The organism is Streptosporangium sp. NPDC048047 (assembly GCF_040653115.1).
GTDB lineage: Bacteria > Actinomycetota > Actinomycetes > Streptosporangiales > Streptosporangiaceae > Streptosporangium.
Window position 1 is genome coordinate 1 of record NZ_JBEZNH010000008.1, and the last position, 23,310, is coordinate 23,310.

General features: G+C 72.7%; 29 protein-coding genes. 19 read left to right on the forward strand and 10 right to left on the reverse strand.

Annotated features, from left to right (window positions below; translation table 11 throughout):
* Positions 1 to 183: 183 nt before the first annotated feature.
* Positions 184 to 468 carry a hypothetical protein gene (locus AB0D67_RS09295; protein ID WP_362931702.1) on the forward strand — a complete coding sequence of 95 codons (285 nt, stop codon included), beginning with the start codon at positions 184 to 186 and terminating at the stop codon, positions 466 to 468.
* Positions 469 to 756: 288 nt separating this feature from the next.
* Here AB0D67_RS09295 and AB0D67_RS09300 read toward each other — a convergent pair whose 3' ends face one another.
* Positions 757 to 1,188, reverse strand: coding sequence for an enediyne antibiotic chromoprotein (locus AB0D67_RS09300; RefSeq protein ID WP_362931704.1), 432 nt, complete (start codon positions 1,186 to 1,188; stop codon positions 757 to 759).
* A gap of 293 nt (positions 1,189 to 1,481) precedes the next feature.
* On the opposite strand from AB0D67_RS09300, the gene AB0D67_RS09305 reads away from it, so the two are divergent.
* Positions 1,482 to 2,225, forward strand: a complete 744-nt coding sequence (locus tag AB0D67_RS09305) for a VOC family protein (protein WP_362931706.1) — start codon at positions 1,482 to 1,484, stop codon at positions 2,223 to 2,225.
* 99 nt (positions 2,226 to 2,324) lie between these two features.
* On the opposite strand, the gene AB0D67_RS09310 is transcribed toward AB0D67_RS09305, so the two are convergent.
* Positions 2,325 to 2,966: a helix-turn-helix domain-containing protein gene (locus AB0D67_RS09310; protein WP_362931708.1), complete on the reverse strand. Its 642-nt coding sequence runs from the start codon at positions 2,964 to 2,966 to the stop codon at positions 2,325 to 2,327.
* A 90-nt stretch (positions 2,967 to 3,056) separates the two neighbouring features.
* Between AB0D67_RS09310 and AB0D67_RS09315 the strand changes: the two genes are divergently transcribed.
* Genes AB0D67_RS09315 through AB0D67_RS09335 form a run of 5 tightly spaced genes read left to right on the forward strand, consistent with a single transcriptional unit; the run spans position 3,057 to position 5,920 of the window.
* Entirely contained in the window at positions 3,057 to 3,974 is a 918-nt protein-coding gene (locus AB0D67_RS09315) for an ABC transporter ATP-binding protein (protein WP_362931710.1), read from the forward strand.
* A complete protein-coding gene (locus AB0D67_RS09320; protein ID WP_362931712.1) occupies positions 3,964 to 4,719 on the forward strand; it encodes an ABC transporter permease in 756 nt (251 codons plus the stop codon). The genes AB0D67_RS09315 and AB0D67_RS09320 overlap by 11 nt, the downstream gene beginning before the upstream one ends.
* Positions 4,716 to 5,024: a hypothetical protein gene (locus AB0D67_RS09325; protein WP_362931714.1), complete on the forward strand. Its 309-nt coding sequence runs from the start codon at positions 4,716 to 4,718 to the stop codon at positions 5,022 to 5,024. Before AB0D67_RS09320 ends, AB0D67_RS09325 begins: the two co-directional genes overlap by 4 nt.
* On the forward strand, positions 5,021 to 5,497 hold the full coding sequence (locus tag AB0D67_RS09330; RefSeq protein WP_362931716.1) for a hypothetical protein: 477 nt from the start codon (positions 5,021 to 5,023) through the stop codon (positions 5,495 to 5,497). The genes AB0D67_RS09325 and AB0D67_RS09330 overlap by 4 nt, the downstream gene beginning before the upstream one ends.
* A gap of 51 nt (positions 5,498 to 5,548) precedes the next feature.
* Positions 5,549 to 5,920 (forward strand): DoxX family protein, encoded by a 372-nt coding sequence (locus AB0D67_RS09335; protein ID WP_362931718.1) that lies wholly within the window; start codon positions 5,549 to 5,551, stop codon positions 5,918 to 5,920.
* 61 nt (positions 5,921 to 5,981) lie between these two features.
* Here the strand turns inward: AB0D67_RS09335 and AB0D67_RS09340 are convergent, their stop codons facing one another.
* Positions 5,982 to 6,920 carry an AraC family transcriptional regulator gene (locus tag AB0D67_RS09340; protein ID WP_362931720.1) on the reverse strand — a complete coding sequence of 313 codons (939 nt, stop codon included), beginning with the start codon at positions 6,918 to 6,920 and terminating at the stop codon, positions 5,982 to 5,984.
* A 167-nt stretch (positions 6,921 to 7,087) separates the two neighbouring features.
* On the opposite strand from AB0D67_RS09340, the gene AB0D67_RS09345 reads away from it, so the two are divergent.
* Complete coding sequence (locus AB0D67_RS09345; RefSeq protein ID WP_362931722.1) at positions 7,088 to 8,008, forward strand: NADP-dependent oxidoreductase; 921 nt, start codon at positions 7,088 to 7,090, stop codon at positions 8,006 to 8,008.
* Complete coding sequence (locus tag AB0D67_RS09350; RefSeq protein ID WP_362931724.1) at positions 8,005 to 8,562, forward strand: NAD(P)H-dependent oxidoreductase; 558 nt, start codon at positions 8,005 to 8,007, stop codon at positions 8,560 to 8,562. Before AB0D67_RS09345 ends, AB0D67_RS09350 begins: the two co-directional genes overlap by 4 nt.
* A gap of 188 nt (positions 8,563 to 8,750) precedes the next feature.
* Here the strand turns inward: AB0D67_RS09350 and AB0D67_RS09355 are convergent, their stop codons facing one another.
* The 3 genes from AB0D67_RS09355 to AB0D67_RS09365 all read right to left on the reverse strand — a co-directional run bounded on the left by AB0D67_RS09355 (position 8,751) and on the right by AB0D67_RS09365 (position 10,988).
* On the reverse strand, positions 8,751 to 9,227 hold the full coding sequence (locus AB0D67_RS09355) for a hypothetical protein (protein ID WP_362931726.1): 477 nt from the start codon (positions 9,225 to 9,227) through the stop codon (positions 8,751 to 8,753).
* A 296-nt stretch (positions 9,228 to 9,523) separates the two neighbouring features.
* Entirely contained in the window at positions 9,524 to 10,594 is a 1,071-nt protein-coding gene (locus AB0D67_RS09360) for a cation diffusion facilitator family transporter (protein WP_362931728.1), read from the reverse strand.
* Complete coding sequence (locus AB0D67_RS09365; protein ID WP_362931730.1) at positions 10,587 to 10,988, reverse strand: metalloregulator ArsR/SmtB family transcription factor; 402 nt, start codon at positions 10,986 to 10,988, stop codon at positions 10,587 to 10,589. Before AB0D67_RS09365 ends, AB0D67_RS09360 begins: the two co-directional genes overlap by 8 nt.
* A gap of 240 nt (positions 10,989 to 11,228) precedes the next feature.
* Between AB0D67_RS09365 and AB0D67_RS09370 the strand changes: the two genes are divergently transcribed.
* A complete protein-coding gene (locus AB0D67_RS09370) occupies positions 11,229 to 11,642 on the forward strand; it encodes a hypothetical protein (protein WP_362931732.1) in 414 nt (137 codons plus the stop codon).
* A 228-nt stretch (positions 11,643 to 11,870) separates the two neighbouring features.
* On the opposite strand, the gene AB0D67_RS09375 is transcribed toward AB0D67_RS09370, so the two are convergent.
* Entirely contained in the window at positions 11,871 to 12,077 is a 207-nt protein-coding gene (locus AB0D67_RS09375) for a hypothetical protein (RefSeq protein ID WP_362931734.1), read from the reverse strand.
* Between the two features lie 185 nt (positions 12,078 to 12,262).
* Here AB0D67_RS09375 and AB0D67_RS09380 point away from each other — a divergent pair, with 185 nt between their 5' ends.
* Both AB0D67_RS09380 and AB0D67_RS09385 read left to right on the forward strand, forming a co-directional pair.
* Positions 12,263 to 12,934, forward strand: a complete 672-nt coding sequence (locus AB0D67_RS09380; RefSeq protein WP_362931736.1) for a DivIVA domain-containing protein — start codon at positions 12,263 to 12,265, stop codon at positions 12,932 to 12,934.
* Positions 12,935 to 13,120: 186 nt separating this feature from the next.
* The gene (locus AB0D67_RS09385) at positions 13,121 to 14,353 is read left to right on the forward strand and encodes a hypothetical protein (RefSeq protein ID WP_362931738.1); all 1,233 of its coding nucleotides are present in this window, start codon (positions 13,121 to 13,123) and stop codon (positions 14,351 to 14,353) included.
* A gap of 105 nt (positions 14,354 to 14,458) precedes the next feature.
* Here AB0D67_RS09385 and AB0D67_RS09390 read toward each other — a convergent pair whose 3' ends face one another.
* Complete coding sequence (locus AB0D67_RS09390; protein WP_362931740.1) at positions 14,459 to 14,899, reverse strand: VOC family protein; 441 nt, start codon at positions 14,897 to 14,899, stop codon at positions 14,459 to 14,461.
* Positions 14,900 to 15,035: 136 nt separating this feature from the next.
* Between AB0D67_RS09390 and AB0D67_RS09395 the strand changes: the two genes are divergently transcribed.
* From AB0D67_RS09395 to AB0D67_RS09410, 4 genes are all read left to right on the forward strand, one after another.
* On the forward strand, positions 15,036 to 15,611 hold the full coding sequence (locus tag AB0D67_RS09395; RefSeq protein WP_362931742.1) for a TetR/AcrR family transcriptional regulator: 576 nt from the start codon (positions 15,036 to 15,038) through the stop codon (positions 15,609 to 15,611).
* A gap of 130 nt (positions 15,612 to 15,741) precedes the next feature.
* Positions 15,742 to 16,464 (forward strand): hypothetical protein, encoded by a 723-nt coding sequence (locus AB0D67_RS09400; RefSeq protein ID WP_362931744.1) that lies wholly within the window; start codon positions 15,742 to 15,744, stop codon positions 16,462 to 16,464.
* A gap of 211 nt (positions 16,465 to 16,675) precedes the next feature.
* On the forward strand, positions 16,676 to 17,485 hold the full coding sequence (locus tag AB0D67_RS09405) for an alpha/beta hydrolase (protein ID WP_362931746.1): 810 nt from the start codon (positions 16,676 to 16,678) through the stop codon (positions 17,483 to 17,485).
* Complete coding sequence (locus AB0D67_RS09410) at positions 17,482 to 17,943, forward strand: HTH domain-containing protein (protein WP_362931748.1); 462 nt, start codon at positions 17,482 to 17,484, stop codon at positions 17,941 to 17,943. The genes AB0D67_RS09405 and AB0D67_RS09410 overlap by 4 nt, the downstream gene beginning before the upstream one ends.
* A 111-nt stretch (positions 17,944 to 18,054) precedes the next feature.
* On the opposite strand, the gene AB0D67_RS09415 is transcribed toward AB0D67_RS09410, so the two are convergent.
* Together AB0D67_RS09415 and AB0D67_RS09420 are read right to left on the reverse strand one after the other, a co-directional pair.
* The gene (locus AB0D67_RS09415; RefSeq protein WP_362931750.1) at positions 18,055 to 18,384 is read right to left on the reverse strand and encodes a hypothetical protein; all 330 of its coding nucleotides are present in this window, start codon (positions 18,382 to 18,384) and stop codon (positions 18,055 to 18,057) included.
* 243 nt (positions 18,385 to 18,627) lie between these two features.
* Positions 18,628 to 20,097 (reverse strand): alpha/beta fold hydrolase, encoded by a 1,470-nt coding sequence (locus AB0D67_RS09420; RefSeq protein WP_362931752.1) that lies wholly within the window; start codon positions 20,095 to 20,097, stop codon positions 18,628 to 18,630.
* A 173-nt stretch (positions 20,098 to 20,270) separates the two neighbouring features.
* Here AB0D67_RS09420 and AB0D67_RS09425 point away from each other — a divergent pair, with 173 nt between their 5' ends.
* From AB0D67_RS09425 to sigJ, 3 genes are all read left to right on the forward strand, one after another.
* Positions 20,271 to 21,560 (forward strand): sensor domain-containing protein, encoded by a 1,290-nt coding sequence (locus AB0D67_RS09425; RefSeq protein WP_362931754.1) that lies wholly within the window; start codon positions 20,271 to 20,273, stop codon positions 21,558 to 21,560.
* A gap of 15 nt (positions 21,561 to 21,575) precedes the next feature.
* A complete protein-coding gene (locus tag AB0D67_RS09430; RefSeq protein WP_362931756.1) occupies positions 21,576 to 22,220 on the forward strand; it encodes a response regulator transcription factor in 645 nt (214 codons plus the stop codon).
* Positions 22,221 to 22,341: 121 nt separating this feature from the next.
* Entirely contained in the window at positions 22,342 to 23,277 is a 936-nt protein-coding gene (sigJ, locus tag AB0D67_RS09435; protein WP_362931758.1) for an RNA polymerase sigma factor SigJ, read from the forward strand.
* Positions 23,278 to 23,310: the final 33 nt, after the last annotated feature.

Here is a 23,310-nt window from a genome sequence, read left to right on the forward strand (position 1 = left end):
CCGGCAGGACCGTCCTACACGCCAACCCGGCGATCGTTTCCGGTCACAGCACTAGACGGCGGCGCCTCCCGGGCCGGCGCCGTGCCCGTGGCCGGAGGTCCTGGACGGCCGCCGATTCCCCGGCGGCCCGGGGCGGTGATCCGGGTGGCATCCTGGGGTGACGTCGACCACGAGGAGAGACCGATGCCCCCCCACTCCCCCGCCACACGGCCAGCGCCCCGGCACACTCCGCTCGACGCGGACGAGATGGCCCGGAGCGAGGCGGCCTTCTCCCCGCTCGTCACCGAGCACCTCCTGGCGAGCGGGCGGTTCCGGGTGACCGCCGAGACCCCGGACATGGTGGAGCTGTTCCAGCGCGTGGCCCGCAGGGTGGGCGACGCGCTGGGCAGGCCCGTGGTCAGCTACGCCAACGGCAGGGACATCGTGATCGCTTTCGGCCGGGAGGGGTCCCCCGGCCTCACCGCCTGACGGGGGCCGCCGAGCCGGCCGGTCGGACGGGCTCGGTGTCCGGCGTGCCCACCGTGTCCGACGTGTCCGACGGCCGCCGCTCCCGGCTGGGAGCGGCACCCGCGCGGTCGTCCGGACGGCCGCGCGCCGGCGGCCGCCGGGGACTCTCCCGGCGGCCGCGCTTTCGCACTCGGACTCCTTTCTCGCTCATTTCGTGAAATATTTACTTATTCAGTCAAGCGCCGTTTCAATGTGCATCCCTTTTCCCGTCCGGCCGGAGGAGGATTCCCCGGTCCGGATGGGTGGAGGTCAGCGGAAGGACAGCTGCGTGGACCCCAGGAGGCCGTTCGGGCTCCCGGCGCTGACGTAGCAGGCCGTGACCGCGCAGTCCACGGAGCCCACGGCCGTCCCGTCGGGCGTGACGGCCTGGAAGCCCTTGTTGACCACGAACGAGGTGCTCGCCGAGCCGGCGGCGTCCGCGGCCACCGTCTTCACCGTCGCCGGGTTGCAGGCCAGCTGGTCCTTCACGGTGGCGCACTGCAGGATGGTGATCTGCTCCCCGGCCGCGGCTCCGGTGGCGGAGGCGGTGACCGAGGCGCCGTCCGACAGGCCGGTGGCCGGCGTCACCGAGAAAGCCGGGGCGGCGGCGGCGAAGGCCGCCGGCTGCGACACCAGGGCCAGGCCGCCCATCGTGACGGCGGCGGCGACACCCAGCTTGGCGAAAAGACCGGTCTTCTGCATTCCTTGCTCCTTCTCTCTTGCCTTCTCTGGCTTTTCTCTGTTCTTCTCCGGCGATCGCTCGCCCTTACAAGAACAACTTTGCGCCATTCATGGCGGACATTCCAGAAAAAGCCGGGTCAGCAAGTTGCCCTTGAATATCAACATCCTGTCAACGCCGGAGTTGCATCGCGGGCGAGAGGGAAGTAAGGGGCGCACCCGGGCTGCGGGCCGTACAGGTTCGGGGGTGCGCGCCGCGCGGGGACCGTACGGCTCAGCGGAGGGCCCGGCCTTCCGCCCGGAATAGGGTGGGCGGCATGGCGCTGAATCTCATCCAGGTGAACTTCAAGGCCCGGGACGACGCGGCGCTCGGCCGGTTCTGGGCGGAGGCGCTCGGCTGGGGCGTCTCCAGCGAGGGTCCCGGCGTGACCAACCTCGAACCCCTGGGCTTCACCCGGCCGGATCCCGCCGCCTTCTACATCGACCTCGTCACCGTCCCGGACCCCGAGACGGTGAAGTACCGCGTGCACCTCGATCTCGCCACCACCTCCGCGGCCCATCAGGCCGAGTTGGTGGCGCGGCTGAAGGGACTCGGCGCGACGCCCGCGGACGTGGGCCAGGGTGACGTCCCGTGGACGGTTCTGGCCGACCCGGAGGGCAACGTGTTCTGCGTGCTGGAGCCCCGGGAGATCTACCGGGACACCGGCCCGATCGCCGCGGTGGTGGTCGACTGCGCGGACCCGCGGGCCATGGCCCGGTTCTGGGACCGGGCGGTGGACTGGACGCTGCACGAGGCCACCGACGATCACGCGAGGCTCCGCTCCTCCAGGGGCGTCGGGCCGTATCTGGAGTTCCTCCGCGTGACGCCCGGCGGGAAGACCGTGTGGAACCGCGTCCATGTCGACCTGCTGCCGTACCCCGGTGACGACCAGGCGGCGGAGGTGGCCCGGCTGCGGGCCCTCGGCGCGACGCCCGCCGACGTCGGACAGGGCGACGTCCCGTGGGTCGTCCTCGCCGACCCGGAGGGCAACGAGTTCTGCGTCCTCCGCCGCAGGGCCTGACGCGGAGCCTCCCCCGCCCGCGCGCCGTCCGTCCCGGCCGCGAACGGATCGGGTGCGCACGGGCCGGGCGCGGCCGGGACGCGGCCCCCGGCCGCGCCGTCAACGGCCCTGATCCGAGCAGAGCTGGGCGCGCAGGGTCCGGAGAGCCCATCGCTCCCAGCGCTCGCGCGGCCAGCCGCGCGTGTGCACGAACAACAGGTACAGCTCGGGGCTGAGCAGGCCGTAGAGCAGGTCGGCGGCCTCCTCCGCCGGCACCTCCGCCCGCGCGCCGGGCTTGCCGACGAGCGCCCTGGCCGCCCTCTCGTGAACGACGTACCGCGGATCGACGTCGCGGGGCCACAGCGCGGCGACCTCGGGATCGCTCGCGCACGCTCCGTCCAGGACCCTGCCGATCGGCGCCGCCCGCTCCAGGATCGAGGTCGTGCCCGCGACGTAGGCGCACAGCATGTCGTGGGCGGTGCCGGCGGCCAGCGCGTCGACGTACCAGGGCCGGTCCATGGTGGCCACCGGCTCGTCATCGCCCGCGATCGTCACGTCGACCAGCTCTTTCAGCAGGACGCGTTTGTTGCCGAAGACGAAGTAGATCGTCTGCACCGCGACCCCGGCCTTGTCGGCGACGTCCTGAAGGTTCGTCGCACCGTATCCGTCCTGCACGAACAGCTCCAGAGCCGCCGACAGGATGCGCCGCCGGGTCTCCTGGGCCTTCTGCGCCCGCTTGCCGGGTTGCTTGACACCGCTCATGGCTAGAGTCTATCTCTAGATTTGTTCGCTAGAAGTCAACTCTAGAGATGAGGACCAGTGACGACGACCCTCCCTCCCCCGGGAAATGACATGATCGAGGTCGACGCGTTGACCAAGGTGTACGGCTCGGCGCAGGTCCGGGCGGTCGACGAGGTGTCCCTGAGCGTTCCGGCCGGATCGGTCTTCGGCTTCCTGGGTCCCAACGGCGCCGGCAAGACCACGACCATCAAGATGCTGGCCGGCCTGCTGACGCCCACCTCCGGCCGGGCCCGGCTGGGCGGCTTCGACGTGGCCCGGCAGCGTTCGTCCGCGATGGCGCAGTTCGGCGCCGTGCTGGAAGGCTCCCGCAACGTCTACTGGAGCTTGTCCGCCTGGCAGAACCTGATGTACTTCGGCCGGTTGAAGGGCCTGCGCAAGGCCCGGGTCGCCGAGCGCGCACAGGACCTGCTGACCGATCTGGGCCTGTGGGAACGCCGGCACGACAAGGTCGGCGGCTTCTCCCGGGGCATGCAGCAGAAGGTCGCGATCGCCGCGGCTTTGATCGCCGACCCGCCGATCGTGCTGCTGGACGAGCCGACGCTCGGCCTGGACGTCGAGGCCACCCGTACCGTCAAGAACTGGATCGCCGAGCAGGCCCGCGAGCTCGGCACCACCGTCCTGCTCACCACCCACCAGCTCGACGTGGCCCAGGAGCTGTGCGACCGGGTGGCCGTCATGCGGCAGGGACGGCTCGTGGCCGACCTGCCCACCCGTGAGCTGCTGGCGCGCTTCCGCGAACGCGACCGGTACGAGATCCGCGTCGAGGGCACCGCCCCGCCCGGCCTCGACACCGTGACCCGTGACGGCGTCACCGTCATCAGCGTGCGGGTGAGCGATCCGCGCGAGGTGTACGAGGTGGTCGAGCGGCTGCGCGCGCACGGAGCCGTACTGGAGTCGCTGACCCAGATCCAGCCCGGCCTGGAGGACGTGTTCCTCGCCCTGGTGAACGAGCCCTCCCATGCCGGCTGACGTTCTGCGCGCGGAGATCGGCAAGGGTCTGCGCGTCCAGCTCGCCCACCCGATCGGGCACGTCGTCACGCTGCTGATCAGCACCGTGATGTACCTCGGCCTGCAGTTCGTCCTGGGCCAGGGCGAACTGCGCCAGGACCTGCTGCCGCCGACCCTGGTCGCGATCGGCGTGCAGTACGCCGGCCTGGTGATGGTGGCCGACCTCATCGAGGAGAAACGCGCGGGCACCTTCGCCCAGTCCCGGATGAGCCCGGCGCCCCCGTGGCTGCCGATGCTCGGCCGGCTGATCACCGCCTCGTTGTTCGGGCTGGCCGTGGCCGCCGTCGCCGCTCTCGTCCCGATGCTCCTGGCCCGGATCGCCGTCCCCCTGCGCTGGGCGGCGCTCCTGCCCGCCGTACTTCTGATGATCAACGCGCTGGCCTTCACCTTCCTGCTGGCGGCCCTCGCCCTGGTCTCCCCGATGATCGGCGCCCTGCAGTCGCTGTTCACCTCGCTGGTGCTGCTGCTCAACGGCTCGTTCCTGCCGCTGAACCTGTATCCGGACTGGCTGGCCGCGACGGCCAGGCTCCTGCCCACCACGCTGGGCGTCGAGGCGCTCACCCAGACGCTGTTCGAGGACCGCACCTTGGCCGAGGTCTGGGCCGGCGGCGCACTGCCCTGGCTGCTGGCCCACACCCTCGCCCTCGTCGCCGTCGCCGGCCTGCTGTTCGCCCGCAACCACCGACGAGCCCTGGAGTCGTCATGACGTTCGTCCGCGGATTCGCCGCCGAAGTCCGCAAGGGCCTGCTCAACCTGCTCGCCGGGTGGCGCGAAACCCTGATGGAAATGATCACGTTTCCGCTGTTCTACCTGCTCATCGTGCTGTTCATGGGGCGCGGGCAGCTGCGTGCGGATCTGCTGCCGCCGGTGCTGCTCGGCATGGTGGCTCTGACCTTCATCCACGAGCAGGTCAACCGGGTGTTCTGGAGCTACCTGGGCGACATCCAGTCCGGCGTGCTGGAACAGACCTATCTGACCCCGCTGCCCTCGGCCGCCAGGTCGCCGCCGTGATCGCGGCCGTGCCCACCGCGCTGGCCGTCCTGGCCACCGGCGCCACCGCGATCATCCTCCAGGGCGGGCGACCGCCCTTCGACGCGCAGGTGGTCGTGCCGCTGGCCGCCATCGTGCTGGGCACCTGCGGGCTCGCGCTCATCCTGTGCGGCCTGACCCTGGTGTTCAAACGCATCGAGATCATCACTCAGCTGTCCGTGGCCGTCTACGCCATCGCGGGCGGCACCCTGGTCCCCCTGGCAGCCATGCCCGACCCGGTCGCCTTCCTCAGCCGGCTCATCGTCCCCATCGCGCCCGGTATCGAGGCGATGCGCGACATCCTGCTCGGCGGGCACTCCCTGGCCGCCCTCCCCACCGGATGGGGTCTCGGCTGGCTGCTGGCCCAGCCGCTGCTCATCACGGTGGGCGGGGTGGTCCTGTTCGACCGGCTCGAAGACCTCGCCCGGCGCCGCGGCACCCTCGGCCGCTACTAGCCCACGAACCTGCCACCAGGCCAAGAACCTGAAGGAAAGAGGGCAATCGACGTGAACGTGTTCCTGTGGGTACTGCAGGCCCTCCTGGCCGCCGTCTTCGGCCTGGCCGGGATCATGCACGCCACCCGGTCCAAAGAGGGACTGCGCCCCATGGCGCCGTGGGTGGAGGACTTCACCCTCACCCGGATCCGCCTGATCGGCGCGGCCGAACTCCTCGGCGCCCTCGGCCTGATCCTGCCCGCCGTCACCGGCATCGCCCCGATCCTGACCCCGCTGGCCGCCACCGGCCTGGCCATCACCATGCTCGCCGCCGCCGCCACCCACGCCCGCCGCGGGGAGCCGGCGGCCATCGCCGTCAATGTGGTGCTGCTCGCACTGGCCGCGGTCATCGCGTGGGGCCGCTTCGGCCCCTACGCCCTCTGACGGCGGACGCCTCGGCGGCCGTCACCGCGGACCCGGGGACCGGAAGGACGCCGGGTGCCGCTCAGCCCGTGGGCGAGGGGCAGCCCAGGCGGCGGTATCTGCCGGGGGCCATGCCGTACTCGCGTTTGAAGGCGTTCGCGAAGGCGAACTCCGAGCCGTAGCCGACGACGGCGGCGATCTCGCTCAGCGAGGCGTCGGAGTCGCGCAGCATGCGCGCGGCCGTGCCCAGCCGCCACCAGGTCAGATAGGTCAGTGGCGGCTGCCCGACGAACCGGGTGAACCTCTGGGAGAACGCCGCGCGGGACAGCCCGGCGCGGCGGCCGAGCGACTCGACCGTCCACGGGTGGGCGGGGTCGCGGTGGATGCCGTCGAGCGCGGCGCCGACGGCCGGGTCGGCCAGCGCGGCGGCCCAGCCGTCGGTCCTGCAGTGCTCCACCGAGGCGTCGAACCAGGCGCGCAGGATGTACAGCAGCAGCGTGTCCAGCAGCGCCGGCACCACCAGGTCCGCGCCCGGCCGCGGGGCTTCGATCTCCTTGCCGAGCAGCTCGACGGCGGCGCGCAGCTCGGTGTCGTGCCCCAGCCTGGCGGGCAGGTGGATCATCTCGGGCAGCCCCGTGAGCAGCGGATGCGCCCGGTTCGGGTCGAGCCGGTAACCGCCGCAGAGCGTCACGGTGACGGGCCCGGCGCCCTCCATGGAGGCCGAGGCGAACAGTCCGGCGGGAGCGTGGGGGTCGCAGTCGGGCTCCGCGACGGGGGTGGTGGGCGAGTCCGCCAGCGCGTAGCCGTGCCCGTGGGGGAAGAACAGCACGTCGCCCGGCGCGACCGGGATCGGCTCGCCCTCCGGCGGGATCGCCCAGCACGAGCCGCGCAGCACCACCTGGAAACCCGCCGAACCGGGCACCGACGGGAACCGCTGCCCCCACGGTGCCGCCCACTCGACGCGTGCCGAGCGCGGCACGCCCATGCGCATGGAGGCGACCACGTCGCTCAGCACGTCCATGACATGAGTCTAACCAGCAAGACGATCGCGTATTAATCACAGACAGCAGCGCATTGGGTGCCTCTGTCACGGCTCCTATGGTTGACGGCATGACAGAATTCCCGGTCGATGGGGCAGCCGGTGCGACCGGTCGTCCCCCGGTGAGCCGAAAAGCCGTCGGAGTACCTTTGAGCGAGTCCGAGACGCAGGCGGGCGAGCACGCCGCGGACCTTCCCGGCACCATGCGGGCCGCCCGCATCCACGAGTACGGCGACGCCTCGGTGATCTCCCTGGACGAGGTGCCGGTGCCGAGGCCCGGGCCGGGCGAGGTGCTCATCAGGGTCGGCGCGACGTCGTTCAACCCCTCGGAGGTGGGCCTGCGGAGGGGCCTGCTGCACGACGTGCTCGGCGTCACGCTCCCGTACACGCTCGGCGCGGACGTCGCGGGCACCGTGGTCACCGGGGCGGACGGCCTCGTCCCCGGCGACCGGGTGATCGGGCTCATCGAGGGGGCGGCGGCCGGGTACGCGGTCGTGAGGGCGAGCGTGCTGGCCAGGGTGCCGGAGCGGATCCCGCTGACGGACGCGGCCGCCGTGCCGGTGGCCGGGCTCACCGCGTGGCAGGCGGTCTTCGAGCACGCCCGCGTCCGCCCCGGCACCCGGGTGCTGATCAACGGGGCCGGCGGCGGCATCGGGCTGTTCGCCGTACAGCTGGCCAAGCACGCGGGCGCGCACGTGGTGGCGACCGCCAGTGCGCGCAGCGCCGACGCCGTGCGGGCGCTGGGCGCCGACGAGATCGTCGACTACACCGCCGACCCCTTGCCGGGCGGCAACGACGTGCTGATCAACCTGGTGGCCGGCGTGCCCGACTCGGTGACGGAGCTGGCCGGGGAGTTCGTCTCGGTGACCGAGCCGATCGAGCATCCGCGCGCCGTCCGGTTCGTGACCCGCAACGATCCGGGACAGCTCTCCGAGCTGGTGGCGCTGATCGATGAGGGCGTGGTGGACGTCAGGGCGGACGTCCGTCCGCTGGAGTCCCTGGCGGACCTGCACCGAGCCGCGGAACGCGGCGACGTCCGCGGAAAAATCGTACTGAAGGTGGAGAAGTGATCAGGATCGGCATCATCATCGGCAGCACGCGGCCGGGACGCAACGGCGAGGCCGTCGCCCGCTGGGTCCATGACCGCGCGGTCAGGCGCGGTGACGCGCACTACGAGCTGGTCGACCTGAAGGACTACGACCTTCCCCACCTCGACGAGCCGCTCCCCGCGGCCGGCGGGGTCTATGAGCACCCGCACACCAAGGCGTGGTCCGACACCGTCGCGGGCTTCGACGGCTTCGTCTTCGTCACCCCCGAGTACAACCACTCGACCACCGGCGTGCTCAAAACCGCCATCGACTTCCTGTTCGCCGAATGGCACGACAAGGCCGCGGGCGTGGTCGGCTACGGCGTCAGCGGCGGCGTGCGGGCGGCCGAGCACCTCCGGCAGGTGCTCGGCCAGGTCAAGGTGGCCGACGTCCAGATGGCCGTGGAGCTGCTGCTGCGCAGCGACTTCGAGGACTTCACCGTCTTCAAGCCCGCCGCGCATCAGGAGGACGCGCTGGGCGGGCTGCTCGACCAGGTCGTCTCCTGGAGCACGGCGTTGCGCCCGCTCAGGGTTTGAGAGCGCGCGCCATCCCGGTGCGGCTCCGGCCACGCCGCCCCGGCCGGTGGCCGGAGCCGGGCCCGTGCCGGGATCGCCACCGGTCGCCGGCCGCCGCACGGTGACCCGGATCCGTCCTCACGGCGGCCCGGGAACGGCGGCGAGCTCGATGAGGTGCCGGGCGGCGGAAAGGCCCCCGGCGGGTCGCGTCACGTGCTCATGTGCGCCCTGAACCGTTCGTGGGCGCTCTGCTTGGAGATTCCCATCGCCTCCCCCACCTGAGCCCAGGAGGCGCCGGCCTCCCGGGCGCCGGCGACGACCTGGTCGAGCAGGGTACGGTGCCAGCTCTCCACCTGGGACAGCAGTGTGAGGGCGGCGAGAGGACGTTCGGCGGCGAGCTTGACGATCCGCTCGCACAGGAGATTCGACGTGGTCACCAGCTCGCCGGGGGGCGCGGCGGCGAGCAGCGGAGCGGCGTGCCTGCTCCACCAGCGATACTCCGTCTCCTTGGCCCCCTCCTCCGTGGACGGGAACCGGCGCTGGTCTGTCCATCCGCAGGAACATCCGGCCTGGTAGCCGACGAAGGTCCTGGTGAAGGCGCCGGCGGATGAGGCCAGATCCCCATTGGGGAGCACCGGGGCGGCGAAGCCCTCGTGGCCGGGGATGTCCGGGCTCTTGAATGTCATAGGCGTCAGGATATCCTGACGCATTGCCGTGCGTGTGGCGGTCTCATCGAGTACGGCGTCGCCGGCGAGCCCCGCATGTACGCGCGGGCCGAACGGCAGATGGAGCGCTTCGCCGCCTGGTGCCGTTCGGCCACAACCTGCGCCCTGCACGGCCGGGACGCCGCCGGGGTGTGGCGCCGGCCGGTGACCGTCGCGGACCGCTCACCGGTGCCGGTCACGGGCGGATTGCGCCGTTCCGTCCTCGGGGCGGGCGGCGGCGACCGTACGCGGGGGAGGAACGCCGCGCCGGGTTCCGCTCATCCGGAGGCGGGGACCCCGCCCGGCGCGCTCGGCGGCGCCTCGGGAGACGGCGGGGCGTCGGAGCGGTGGGAGGGTCCGTGCGGATCCGCGCAGTGGAACGCGCCGGGGTCGTCGGCCTGCGGCTCGGAGGCGGCGTGGTCCACCTGCAGGGTCGTGTGCCCGATGCCGTAGTCGTCGTGCAGGAGACGCTCGACGGCCTGCCGTACGGCGTGGCAGTCGGCCCCCGGGACGACCAGGATGTGGGCCGACATCGCCGGGTAGCCGGAGGTGACCTCCCATACGTGCAGGTCGTGGACCTCGACGACGTGGGGCAGGGCGGCGGTCTTCCGGCCGATCTCGGCGGGGCTGATGCCGACGGGGGCGGCCTCCATGAAGACGCGGCCGGCGTCGCGCACCAGGCCCCAGCCGGCCTTGAGCATCAGGGCGGCCACGACCAGTGCGGCGACGGCGTCGGCCCGCGCCCAGCCCGTGGCCATGATGACCGCCCCGGCTGCGGTGGTGGCGATGAAGGCGTACAGGTCGTTGAGTATGTGCTGGAAGGCGCCCTCGACGTTGAGGCTGGAGCGGTCGGCCCTGCGCAGCAGCCAGGCCGCGGCGAGGTTGACGGCGATGCCGGCCAGTCCGGTGGCCAGCATGTAGCCGCCGGCGACCTGCGGAGGGTCGATGAGGCGGTGGACGCCCTCGTAGACGAAGTAGGCGGCCAGCAGCAGCAGGGTGATGCCGTTGAGCTGGGCGGAGACGATCTCGGCGCGTTTGAGGCCGTAGGTGAAGCCGCCCTGCGGCGGGCGGGCGGCGATCCGCATCGCCACGAGGGCGAAGACGATGGCGAAGGCGTCGGTCAGCATGTGCCCGGCGTCGGAGATCAGCGCGAGGGAACGGGCGATGACGCCGACGACCACCTCGGCCGCCATGAAGACGACGATCAGGGCGAGCGCGCCGGTCAGGTAGCGACGGTCGGCCTGGGCGCTGACGGCGTGCCCGTGGCCGTGGCCGTGTCCGCGACCGCGGGGGGCGGAGGGGCCGGGCTCACCGGCTCCGTGCACGCCGGGGGTGTGCAGGTCAGTCATCGCGCTCTCCCCGCTCGTGCCTGATGTGGGCGAGGGCCACGTCCAGCAGCATCCGCACGTGGGAGTCGGCGAGCCGGTAGTAGGCCATCCGGCCGCTGCGGCGCACCTTCACCACCCGTTTGGCGCGCAGCAGCCGCAGCGCGTGCGAGGCGGCCGACATGCTGTGCCCGGTGAGCGCGGTCAGGTCGCACACGCACATCTCGCCGCCTTCGAGCAGGGCGGCGATCAGCCGCAGCCGCCGGGGGTCGGCCAGCAGCCCGAAGATCTGGGCCAGTTCCTCGATGGACTCGTCCGCGGGCAGCGCGTCCCGGACGCCGGCCACCCGTTCGGCGTCGACCACCGTGACCGAGCAGTCGCGGTCCGGTCGCAGGGAAACAACTGAATGACTGTTCACTTGTGCAAGTGTGGAGACTTCGCCGCCGTTCGTCAACACGTCCGCCGGGAACCGGGCCAGGTGGACCGTCACCCCTGCCCCAACGAGAGCAAAACCTTACTTGCATGATTGCTCATATGTGTGATGCTTCAGTAATCGGGTAACCACGAAGAGTGAACATCGCAGGTCGATCCCTATTAGACCCGTCCGGCCCCCGGCGTTCAACCGGTTACGGCGATGCTCACCGGAAGGAAAAGTCCCATGCGAAACACCCGGCGGATCCTCCCCGCGCTGACCGCATGCGCCGCGGCCGGATTGCTCGCGATCGGCGTCACACCCGCGCGGGCCGACTCCGGCACCCCCCGGCCCACCGGCGTCAGCACCCCCGTCGCCGTCACCCCCCGGCCCGCCGGCGTCAACGCTCCCGCCGCCGGCACCACCACCTCCTCGGCGCGTACCTGCGGCTACCGGGTCGTCCACGTACGGCGCGGCGGCTTCCTGCGCGTCCGTTCCGGACCGGGGCTGCGCTACCGGCCCATCGGGCGGCTGCGGGTGACCGACGGCCGCGTCCACGGCTCCTGCACCGCCCGCCATGGCTGGATCGCCGTCAAGACCCCCACCGGCACGTCCGGCTGGTCCTACGGCTACTACCTGCGCCGGGTGGACTGGAGGTGATCCGGCCGACGGCATCCGCCCGGTACGGCCGGCACCGCCTCCCGTCCACGGCAGACCCCGCGCCGTAGGCGAGAACCCGCCCCTCCGCGGCGGGACGGGCACCACCGGTCCCGCCGCGGACGCCGAGCCGCGTTCCTCTCCGCGAAGGCGGCATCGCGCCCGGCATCGCGTTCCACGCCATGGTCTTCCGTGGTCTTCCACGGCGACCCCATCGACCCGATCGCGATCTCAGCGACAGAACACACCGGAGGCGTTCCCATGACAGACGAACCCGGCACCCCGGCCCAGGACCCACGGTGCGCCGACGCCGGCTGTGACGTTCCAGCCGATCAGCACGCCGCTCCTCCGCAGTGGGACGACCGGCACTCCCACCACCACGACGGCGACGATCACGGAGACGACGGTCACCGAGGCGACGGTTTCCCCTGCGGCCACGATTGATCACCGGCGCCGTCCGCCATTGGGCTCTCACCGTCCTCCGCGAGGAGGGCCCGATGACGGCCCCCCGGCGGAAACCCGCGAACCTGCGGCCGGTGGAAGGACCATGTGCCCGCCCCCCTTCTGTCCCTTTCCCGCTCATCGCGGAACTTCGAAACAGCGAAAGAACGGTGAAGACGCCCATGGGCGAAGAACACGGACACGGACACGGAGCCGCCGAGCACGCCGGACAGGACGAGCACGCTGGACAGGACGGCCCGCCGGCCGCGCCGACGCTCACCGACCCGCCCGCGGCCGCGGGACTGCTGACCCCCGCTGCGGTGCGCAACCAGGTGTTCACCGTCGTCCGGCTGCGCGAGGGCTACGACCTGACCGAGGTCGACCAGTTCCTCGGGCAGGTCGAGACCACCCTGATCAAGGTGCTGTGCGACAACGCGGACCTGCGGGCCCGCGCCGCGGCGGACGGGGACGGCGGACGGGCGGACGGCGGTGAGGACGACCGCGTCTCCGACATCGCCCGGCGGGCGGCCGACCGCACCCTCGCCCTGGCCCACCAGGAGGCCCGGGCGATCCTGGACCGGGCCCGCCGTACGGCCGAGCAGGTGGAACGCGCCGCCTGGCGCAACGCCTCCGCCCGGCACCCCCGGAGCCCCTCCGTCTCCCCGGAGGCACTGGACGAGCGGATCCAGAGCCTGCACACCGCGGTCGCCGCGTCCGGCAGCGGCCTCAGGGACGCGATCGACGGCCAGATCAGCAGGCTGCACACCCTGCTCGACGAACTGCGGGATCTCACCCGGCCCGGACAGGCCCCGCCGTCCGCCCGGCACGCCGCCCCCGACCGGCCCGCCGACTGACACCCACCGGCCGTCCCGCCCCTTTCACACGGGGCGGCCGGATCCGCCGGGACGGCCTTCACATCGCGTCCCCTTCACGCGGAGCGGCCCCCTCACGACCTCGCCGGCGACGGCCGCGCCGTACCCCTGCCTCCCGTGCTCTTCCGCGTTCACCCACCCCTTCAGATCATCAGGAGGTGCTCACCGATGCCACCATCGGCCTTGGTCTGGGCAATGGGGCCGGCCCTGCAGGCACAACCTCCCCGCCAGGCGGCCTGGGGCGCGGTGCTCCTGGTCTGCGTCTCCACCCTCGTCGGCGCCTACCTCGCCCGGCGCGACTCGGAACGGATGACGCTGTGGCTGGCCGTCGCCTCGGCGATGATGCTGGTCACCGCGCTCGTCGACCTGCTGCCCGACGCCTGGGGCGAAGCGGCGGAAACCGGCGTCCCGCTGTGGGGCCTGGCCCTGGCCGCCCTGTTCGGGTTCCTGGTCATCACCTACTTCACCCGCCGCGGTTGCGCCTGCCCCGAGGACGCCGCGGCCCGCACCGCGCTGCACGGCCCCGGACTGCACCGCCGCATCAAGCAGGGGATGGACGCGGCGGTGTTCGGCGGCATGGGCACCGCCGCCGCGCTCACCCTGCACCGCGCCATCGAAGGCGCCGCCCTGGCACTGACCGCGTCCGTCGTCGTCATCATCGCGCTCGTCGTGCACTCGGCCAGCGAGGGCCTCGCCCTGGCCGCGCTGCTGGACATCGCCAAACAGCGCCTGACCCCCTGGCTGATCGTCTCCTGCCTCAGCCCCGCCGCGGGAGTCGTGGTCGCCACCATCAGCCCGCTGCCCGCCGCCCTGGTGCCGATCCTGCTCAGCATGGTCATGGGCGTGCTGTGCCGGACCGCGATCGTCGGGATGAAGCTCGCCGCCGGAAAGCAGCGGAGCGGCCGGCTGTCCCGGCGGCAGATCGCCGTCGCGGCCGCCGCGGCGGCCTGCGCGGGCGTCCTGCTGGTCACCGCGAACGTCCTGGGCGGCGGCGACGGCCCCGCCAAGGCGTCCCACCCCGCCCCGACGGCTGCTCCCCCGGCCGGCCTCCCCCGCCCCGGGCCGGACGCCACCCTGCCCGCGCCCGCACAGGCTCCGCCGCCGCACGGCCCGGCGCCGACCGTCCCGCTCAGCAGGGCGCAGCTCCGCGAGGAGCTCACCGCCGGGCGGCTCGGCCTGGCCGAGGTCTTCCGGCGCGACGATGAGATCACCCGCCGTACCCCGATCCGCCGGATCCTGCTCGCCCTGCCCGGCGCCACCCCGGTCACCGTCCACACCCTGCTGATGAGTACCGGACTCGACGGCCGGCAGTGGGTCGCCGACCTCACCGAACGGCAACGGCGAGCCCTGCTGGCCGCCCTCGCCCGAAGACGCGATCCCCCGCCGGCCCCGGAGGGATGAGCCCGGCCCGACCGGAGGCCCCCTCCTCGGGAGGACACTCCGGGCACGGCGCCCGGCCCCGTGCCCGGGGCCCGGAAGGTCCCCCGTCCGGGCGTGCGGTCCCCTTCAGCCGATCTGCTCGGCCAGTCCGACGACGATGCCCTCGGGGCCGCGGACGTAGCAGAGCAGGTAGACGTCCTCGTACCGCATCACCTCGCCGACGAGTTCGGCGCCGTGGGCGCGCAGGCGGGCGACGGCGTCCTCGATGTCGTCGACGGCGAACATGACGCGGCGCATTCCCAGCGTGTTCGCCGGCGCGTCCTTCGGCTCGGGACGGATCGCCTTCGGCGCGTGGAACATCGCCAGCTCGATCCGGCCGTGGCCGTCCGGGGTCCGCAGCATCGCGACGTCCTGCCGGACGTCGTCGATCCCGATGACGCGCTCCACCCAGCGTCCCTCGATCGGCCCCCTGCCCTCCAGTTCCATGCCGAGTTCGACGAAGAACGCGATGACGGCGTCGAGGTCTTCGACGACGATGAGGACGTTGTCCATCCGCTGAATGGTCATGCGGGTCTCCCCGGTCCGGTACGGCCACGGTGGCCGCGTGCGCTCCTGGGACGGAGCCGCCAGGCCGTTCTCGACATCCTCCGCGACGGCCTCTTCGAGAACCTTCCGAAGGCGCACGTCGTTTATGTTGTACACCGTGAACGCGACAAGGGAGCGGGTCGCCGAGGCCGCGCGGACGATCCTCGCCGGCGAAGGAGCCGACGCGGTGACCATGCGCAGAGTGGCGGAGATGGTCGGCGTCACCGCCATGGCGATCTACAAGCACTACCCCAGCCGCGAGGCCCTCCTCGCCGTGGTGGCGGACCGTACCTTCGACGAACTGGGCGAAGGCTGGGGAACGAGGGTCCCGGACGGCGACTGGGAGACCCGCGTGAGGTGCCTGCTGGAGGACTTCCTGGACTTCGCCCTCGGCCGCCCGCATCTGTACACGTTCCTGATGACCGATCGGCGCGACAGGGTCAGGCGCTTCCCCGACGACTTCCGGCGGAACGGGTCACCGGCGTTCGCCCGCGTCGTCGAACTGGCCGAGGAGGGCATGCGCCTGGGCCTGCTGCGTCCCGACGACCCGCTGGAGACCGCCCTGGCCCTGACCTCGTCCGTCCAGGGCCTCGTCCAGCTGTATCTCGGCGGACGCGTCGGCATGGACGAGAAGGACTTCAGAGCGCTCTGCGCCCGCACGGTGGAAAGGGTCCTGCGCGGCCTCCGCGCTTAGGACCGCAGCGACCTCCGGGCTTGGGACCGCAGCGACCTCCGTGCTCAGGTCCGCCGCGGCGAGGGCGCGCGGCGCGCCTTCCGTCCGGGATCCGGGAGAGCGTCCGGTCGATGTGGAAGAATCCCGGGCCATGGCCACGCTTCCGTCCATCATCGCCCTGATGGCGGGCAGGCGCGCCGCGCGGGCCGCCCGGTCGATCGACGTCACCCGCCTTCCCGAGGACGTCCTGGCGCTCGTCGACGCCCTCGAACCCGGGGAGGAACTGGCCGTCACACGGGACGGCGAGACGGTCGCGGTGATCTCCAGCACCCTGCGCGTGCTCGACGGCGCCGTCGTCGATCCCGCCGCGGAGGAGGCCGTCGAGGACGCGGGTGAAGAGCCCGCGGCCGACTACGACGGCGTGACGGTCGTCGCCACGGCGATGAAGCTGTCGGCGTCGGCCCGGGTGGCACTGTCCGACCGGCTCGGCCCCGACTACGTCGTGCTCGACATGCACGCCGCCCCCAAGACGACCGACGTGCTGCTGGCGCCGCCGTCCAGCCCCCAGCTGATCGCATGCCTCAGGTCGATGTATCCGAAGGCTCGCGTCGTCATCACCGAGATCGAGGACGACGAACTCGGGGTCAACTACCACGGCCCGGTACGGCGCATGCTGGACGCCGGCGCGGAGGCGTACCTGCCGCCGGCGACCATCCCCCACCTGGCGAGCCAGCTCGACCGCACCCTCACCCGGCTGCGCGAGGTCTCCGGCGGCGCCGCCACCCCGCCGGAGATCGAACCCGCCATGGGACCGCCGGGTGACAGCGGGCGCGGCGTCCCGGCGGTGCGGCCGATATCCGGTGGAGTCTCATAACGCCTTGTGACGCCTTGTGACGCCTCGTGACGCCTCGCCGGCACAGCGGGCGGCGAGGGGATCGAGCGCGGGCTCCGCCAGGAGCGCGCCGCCGCGGCCGCTCAGCCGGACGGACGTGGGGCGCATCCCGGTGGACGGGACCGATCCCGCGCGGTTCGCGCGAGCGGCGAATGACGAGGTTCATATTCACTATATTTAGACCATGGTGAATATGACGTCCGTCCTCCCCCTCCGTGGCTGCGACCTGCGTTACGCCGACAGCGGCGGTGACGGCGTGCCGGTGGTGCTCACCCACGGGGCCGGAGCCGACCACGTGATGTTCGACGCCCAGCGGGAGTACCTGCGGGAGCGGGGGTATCGCGTCGTCACCTGGGACCTGCGGGGTCATGGCCTCTCCCGCCCCTCCGGAGTGCGGTTCACCGCCGAGGAGGCGATCGCGGACCTGTGCGCGCTGATCGGGCACCTGGGGGTGGACCGGCCGGTGCTCGTGGGGCACTCCCTCGGCGGCAACCTCAGCCAGGCCGTCGTCCGGCGGCATCCCGGTCTCGCCCGAGCCCTGGTCGTCATCGGCGCGACGCCGAACACGGCGCCGCTGTCCTGGAACGAACGCCTGCTGCTGCGGTCGGCCGCGCCGATGTTGTCGATGATCCCGGCCAGGGCCTTCCCGCGGGTGATGGCCGATGCCTCCGCGGTCACCCCGGCCGCGCGAGCGGATGCCCGGCGGGCCTTCGGCCGGCTGTCGAAGAAGGAGTTCGTCCAGGTGTGGCGGGCGACCGTCGGGTTCCTCGCCCCGGATCCCGGCTATCGCACGCCGGTTCCCCTGTGCCTGATCCGTGGCGAGCGGGACCGCACCGGCAACATCGCCTCGGCCATGCCCCGGTGGGCCGAGGCCGAGGGGATCGAGGAGATCGTCATCCCCGGCGCGGGTCACATCGCCGGACAGGACGACCCGCACGCGGTCAACGCGGCGATCGGCGCGTTCCTGCGTACGGTCCCGGCGGAGAAGGGAGCACGGCGATGAGCGCGGACGGACGCCGGGCGTTCATCACCTCGGTGGGCGACCTGCTGGCCTCCTGGAACCTGCCGCACGCGACGGGACGCGCCTACGGACTGCTGCTCCTCAGCGAGGAGCCGATCTCCCTCGACACGATCGCCGCCGAGCTGGAACTGAGCAAGGGGGCGGTGAGCACCGCGGTACGGCAGCTGGATTCCTGGGGGCTGGCCAGGGTGATCCCGCAGCCGGGCAGCCGACGGCTCCTGGTCGAGGCCACGGGAGGGATCGAGTCGCTGCTGGAGGCCAGCCAGGCGCGGGCCAGGACCCTGATCGCCGCCTTGCGGGAGGGTGAGTCACTGGTGCGGAGCGGTCCGGCGCAGGAACGGCTTCATGATGTGATCGGCCTTTTCGCCGGCTATGTCGACCTCGGAGGCCGGATGCTCGCCGAACACCGTCGGCGGCGGACGGGGTCCGCCCGGCCCTGACGGGGACGCACCCGGTCTCCGGCCGGCCGGTCCGCGTACGGCTCTCCTCTCGCGCCCGCCTCGTTCCGGCGTGGCGGGCGCCCGCGGCGGCGGACGCCCGCCAAGCGGAGCTCAGGAGCAGTTCCACCTGATGCCCTGGTAGTTCAGCCCGTTGCCCCACTTGTACGACCGCCAGCGGTGCGGGCCGACGATGAAGCAGGGACTGTCCGGCCCGACCCGTCGGACGGAGAAGGAGATGGTGGAGGCGCAGTCGTTGGTGACCTTCACGGTCTGGGTGACGTAGCCGGACGAGTGGCTGACGTGCACGCAGTTCGCGGCGCGCGCGGACGCGACGGACATGGACGCGGCGGTGCTGGCGCCGGCCTGACCTGCGGCGGCGACGGTCAGCAGTGCCGCCGCGGACAGGGCCAGTGCGCTGTTGCGAATCCTTCGGTGAGTCATTCGCCGTCCTTTCCGGGAAATCCGGGGAAGGGCCTCGCCCTTCCGCTCCATGGCCTTTTAGATGGCCTTCCGGCTCCCGAGGTTCGGCGTTTCTTCGATTTTTTTCCATCCCCCTCTCATCTAACACTTCCCAAATGAGGAAATATTAGATGAGAGGCGAAATGGTCAGAAATTTCATTAAAAGCCGGGTGTGCCGGTCCGCGCCCCGCTCCCCCACCGTGGCCCGGCGGACACCGGGACGAGTCACTCAGCGGGGCAGACCGTGCCCGGCGCGGGCAGCGTGAGGTCGGTCAGGTACCGGGTGGCGTGCCGGATAGGGCACTTCTTCCCCGACAGGTAGAGGGAGTGACCGGGCCCGTCGTAGGCGACGGTGGCCGACCCCGGCACCAGCCGGGTGAAGCTCTCGGTCACCGTCAGGTCGCCCCAGGTACTGCCCGCTCCCAGGAACGGCGGCAGGCCGCGGACCGGCAGAGGGCGGGACGGGTTGGCCACCGGCAGCGGCCACCCGGCGCAGCCCAGCCCGTCGAACCTGGCCGTCCCGAAGTCCGGCGAGGCCTTCCGCGCCTTCCGGCGGAACGCCTGGAGCTCGGCGTATCCGGTGAATCCCCGGTCGTCCCCGCAGCTCATCGCCAGCGCCCCGGGCATGGCCCAGACCCGCGCGTTGCCCAGGGCGAAGTCGGCGAAGCCGGACCCGTCCCCGTGCCGGGCCTTGTCCACCGCCTCGGCGAAGACCAGCCAGCGGGAGTTCTCCGGCCCGGGGTCGGGGATGAAGCCGAAGCTCCTCAGGTGCCAGCCGGTCAGCGCGCCCTTCCCGAACTCCGCGGAGGTGACCGGGATCGGCCTGCGGTCGGCGTCGCGGACCAGCCGGCGCCAGACCTTCCCGGCGTCCTCCCCGTGCAGCGCGCAGGCGGACGTCTCCGCGCACCAGCGGGTGAACCGGGCGAACACCTTCTCCGCGGCGGGATATATCCGCAGCGTCTGGTCGTTCCAGCCGTTCACCTGGTTGATCGTGCCGTCGAGATACATGGCCCGGATCCGCTGGGGGAACAGCCGGGCGTAGGCGGCGGCGGGGACCCCGCCGTAGGAGTTGGCCATGAAACTCAGCCGCTCCTCCCCCAGTGCCTCGCGGACCGCCTCCATGTCCATGGCCGCCGACAGGGAGTCCATGCGGCCGAACAATCCGGTGCGGTCCGCGTCCCGGCAGGCGGTGAACGCCTTGGTCATCGCCGTGGTCAGCGCGGCGTACTCCTTGCGGTCGCGGGGCTCACGCAGCGTCGTCCCGGGTTGTCTGCATACCCCCGGCATCCGGTCGCGCCACACGGTGGTGCGGGGGGCGTAGGCGACGACGTCGAACCTGCGCCGCAGGTCGGTGAGGTCGGCGGCGGCGAGCTTCAGGTCGTCGATCCCGTTGGCCCCGGGACCGCCGGGGATGCCCAGCACGCTGCCGATCCGCTGTCCAGGTTCGGTGGCCGCCAGCCGGGCCAGCTTCAGCGTGATCTTCGCCCCGTCCGGCCGGGACCAGTCCACCGGCACCTCGATCGCGGCGCACCGCATGTCCTGGGGCGCGTCCTTCCCGGCGCAGTCGCCCCACGTCGGCCCATCGTCCCGGGCGGCCGACGCCGCCGGGGTCATCCCGGCCAACGCCGCCGCGGCCATGCCGATGACCAGCCATCCGGTCCTGCCGAGGGAATGTCGTCGCTTCGTCGTCGTCATGGCTCCACCGTGGCCGGGCCGGGCGGGCACCCGCCACGGGGATGTCCTCCGTACCGGGTTCGGGATGTCCCCCGGGTGCCGTCCGGCTGGGCCCGCGCCCACACGTCCGCCAGGCTGTACGGCGTCGCCACCGCGAAGAAGCCGCCGGCGGCGCCGCGCGGTGAGGAGGAACGGTGACGAGGGGCATGGAGAGCCGGGCAGGAGACGGGCCCCCGGACATGCGGCGCGCGATGGTCGCGGCTCCGGTGTGGGCGCGGGCGTGGCGTGAGCTCGCCTACGCGCTGGTGGCGCCGCTGATGGCCGTGATCGGCCTGGTCTACGCCGTCGTCGTGGCGTTGGGCGTCGCCTCGGCGGCGGGTGTCGTCGGCGTGCCGCTGCTGGCGCTGGGCGTCCCGGCGGCCAGGCGTCTCGGCACGGCCAACAGGTGGCTTGCCCGCGCGCTGGCCGGGGTGCGGGTGGCCGATCCGGCCCCGTTCCGGTCCGGTCCGGGCCTGGCGGACCGGCTCGTGGCGGCACTCGGCGACCTGACGGGATGGCGCGCCGTCATCCACGGCCTGGTCCGGCTGCCGTCGGCCCTGCTGGCCCTCGCCGTGGCCGCCGGGCTGTGGGGAGGCGGCCCGGCCCTGCTCTGCCACCCCCTGTGGCACTCCGGCGCCCTGCCGGTCCTTCCGGACGGCCTGCCGGGTGCGGTGACGGCGAGTGCCGCCGGGGCGGCGCTGCTGCTGGCGGCGCCGTGGGGCGTCCATCTCGCGCTGGCCCCCGAGCGGCTGCTCGCCCGGACGCTGCTGGGACCGGCTCCGGGCGAGGCCAGGACCCGCAGGCTGGAGCGGGCGCGGGCGATGGCGGTGGACGGCGCGGCCGCCGAGCTGCGCCGGATCGAACGCGACCTGCACGACGGCACGGCCGCGCGGCTGGTCACGCTGGCCATGAGGCTGGGCATGGCCCTGGAGGAGCTGGAGCACGCCGACCGGCCGGAGCGTCCGGCCCGCGCCCGCGCCCTGGTCGAGGGCGCGCACCGCGACGCCAAGGAGACCCTGGCCGAGCTGCGCGACCTGATCCGCGGCATCCACCCGTCCGCGCTCGGCGAGGGGCTGGAGACCGCCCTGGCCACGCTCGCCGCGCGCAGCCCGGTCCCCGTCCGGTTCGACGCCGACCTGCCGGAACGGCCCGACCCGGCGATCGAGGCCGTCGCCTACTTCTGCGCCGCGGAACTGCTCGCCAACGTGGCCAGGCACAGCGGAGCCCGGCGCGCCGTACTCGGCGTGCGGGCATCGGACGGCCTGCTGACCCTGCTCGTCCGCGACGACGGCGACGGCGGCGCGGCGGCGGACACCGGGACGGACGCCGGGTCCGGGCTGCGGGGCCTGGCCGGCCGGGTGGCGCCGGTGGACGGGACGATCGATGTCCACAGCCCGCCGGGAGGGCCTACGGTGGTCACGGTCGAGCTTCCCCTCCACATCTGAACGGAAAAGACGCCCATGCGCATCGTGATGGCCGAGGACGCGGCGGTGCTCAGGGACGGGCTGTGCATGCTGCTCACCTCCCGGGGTCACGAGGTGGCGGCCGCCGTGGGCGACGGCGAGGCGCTGGAGGCGGCCGTGGCCGAGCACCGGCCCGACGTCGCCGTGGTGGACGTGCGCATGCCGCCCTCCCACACCGACGAGGGACTGCGGGCCGCGCTCCGGGTCCGCCGCGCCCACCCGGGTCTGGGCGTGCTGGTGTTCTCCCAGTACATCGAGACGCGCTACGCCGCGCGGCTGCTCGCCGACGGCGCCCACGGGGTGGGTTACCTGCTGAAGGAGCGGGTCGCCGACGTCGGGGACTTCCTGTCCGCCCTCGACCGGATCGCGGCCGGGCAGACCGTCCTCGACCCCGAGGTGGTCACCCAGATCATGGGCGCCGGTCACCGCGCCGAGGCGCTGGCCGCGCTCACCCCCCGGGAACGCGAGGTGCTCTCCCTCATGGCCGAGGGGCGCTCCAACAACGCCATCGCCACGGCGCTGTTCCTGTCGTACGGCTCGGTGGAGAAGCACGTGGCGCAGATCTTCACCAAGCTCGGCCTGTCCCCGTCCGACGGCGACCACCGCCGGGTGCTGGCCGTCCTGCGCTATCTGCAGGGCTGACCGCCGGGTCCCGCAGGCCGCGGGGCCCGGCGGGCTTTCCGAACGATCCGGCCTCACATTCCGCGGGGCCGTCTCGTCGGTCCCGTGAGACGCCGACGCACCGAGGAGAGCCGGGGGCACCATGACCATCCCGTCCGGGCCGGGAGACGGCCGGCCCGATCCGGGCCTGAACGCGATCATGAGCGAGCGGCGTCAGCTGATCAACCTCGCCTACCGGCTCCTCGGCTCCCTGGCCGAGGCCGAGGACGCCGTGCAGGAGACCTACGCCCGCTGGTACGCGATGCCCCTCGAACGGCGGGACGCCGTCGAGTCCCCCGGGGCCTGGCTGATGAGGGTCGCCGGCCGCGTCTGCCTGGACGTGCTCGGCTCGGCGCGGGCCCGGCGGGAGCGGTACGTGGGGCAATGGATCCCCGAGCCGCTGCCCGACCGCGGCGAGTGGCCCGGCGGCCGGCCGGGCGAGATCGCGGCCGATCCGGCGGACCAGGTCACCCTCGACGAGTCGGTCACCATGGCCTTCATGGTCGTGCTGGAGGCGATGACCCCGGCCGAGCGGGTCGCGTTCGTCCTGCACGACGTCTTCCGCTACTCCTTCGCCGAGGTGGCCGAGATCGTCGGCCGTACCCCGGCGGCGTGCCGTCAGCTGGCCTCCTCGGCCCGCCGCCGCGTCCGCGCCTCCCAGGCCCCCGTCACCCCGGCGGCCGATCGGACCGGCGTCGTCGGCGCCTTCAGGAGGGCGTGGGCGGCCGGCGACGTCGATGCCCTCATCTGCCTTCTGGACCCCGGCGCCACGGTCGTCGCCGACGGCGGCGGCGTCGCCAGCGCCCTGCTGCGCCCGGTCGAGGGCGCCGGGCGGATCGCGCGCGCCTTCGCCGGCATCACCGCCGGGGTGCCGGGCCTGACGTTCCTGGAGCGTACGGTCAACGGCCAGCCCGGCCTGGTGGTCCGGCACGACGGCGTCACCGTGGTGGTCGTGGCGTTCGAGGTCGCGGGCGGCCGGATCACGCGCATCTGGGCGGTGCGTAATCCGGAGAAGCTCCGGCCCTGGACCGCGGGCTGACGCGCCGCCCGTCCGGTCCGCGGTCGTGGTCCA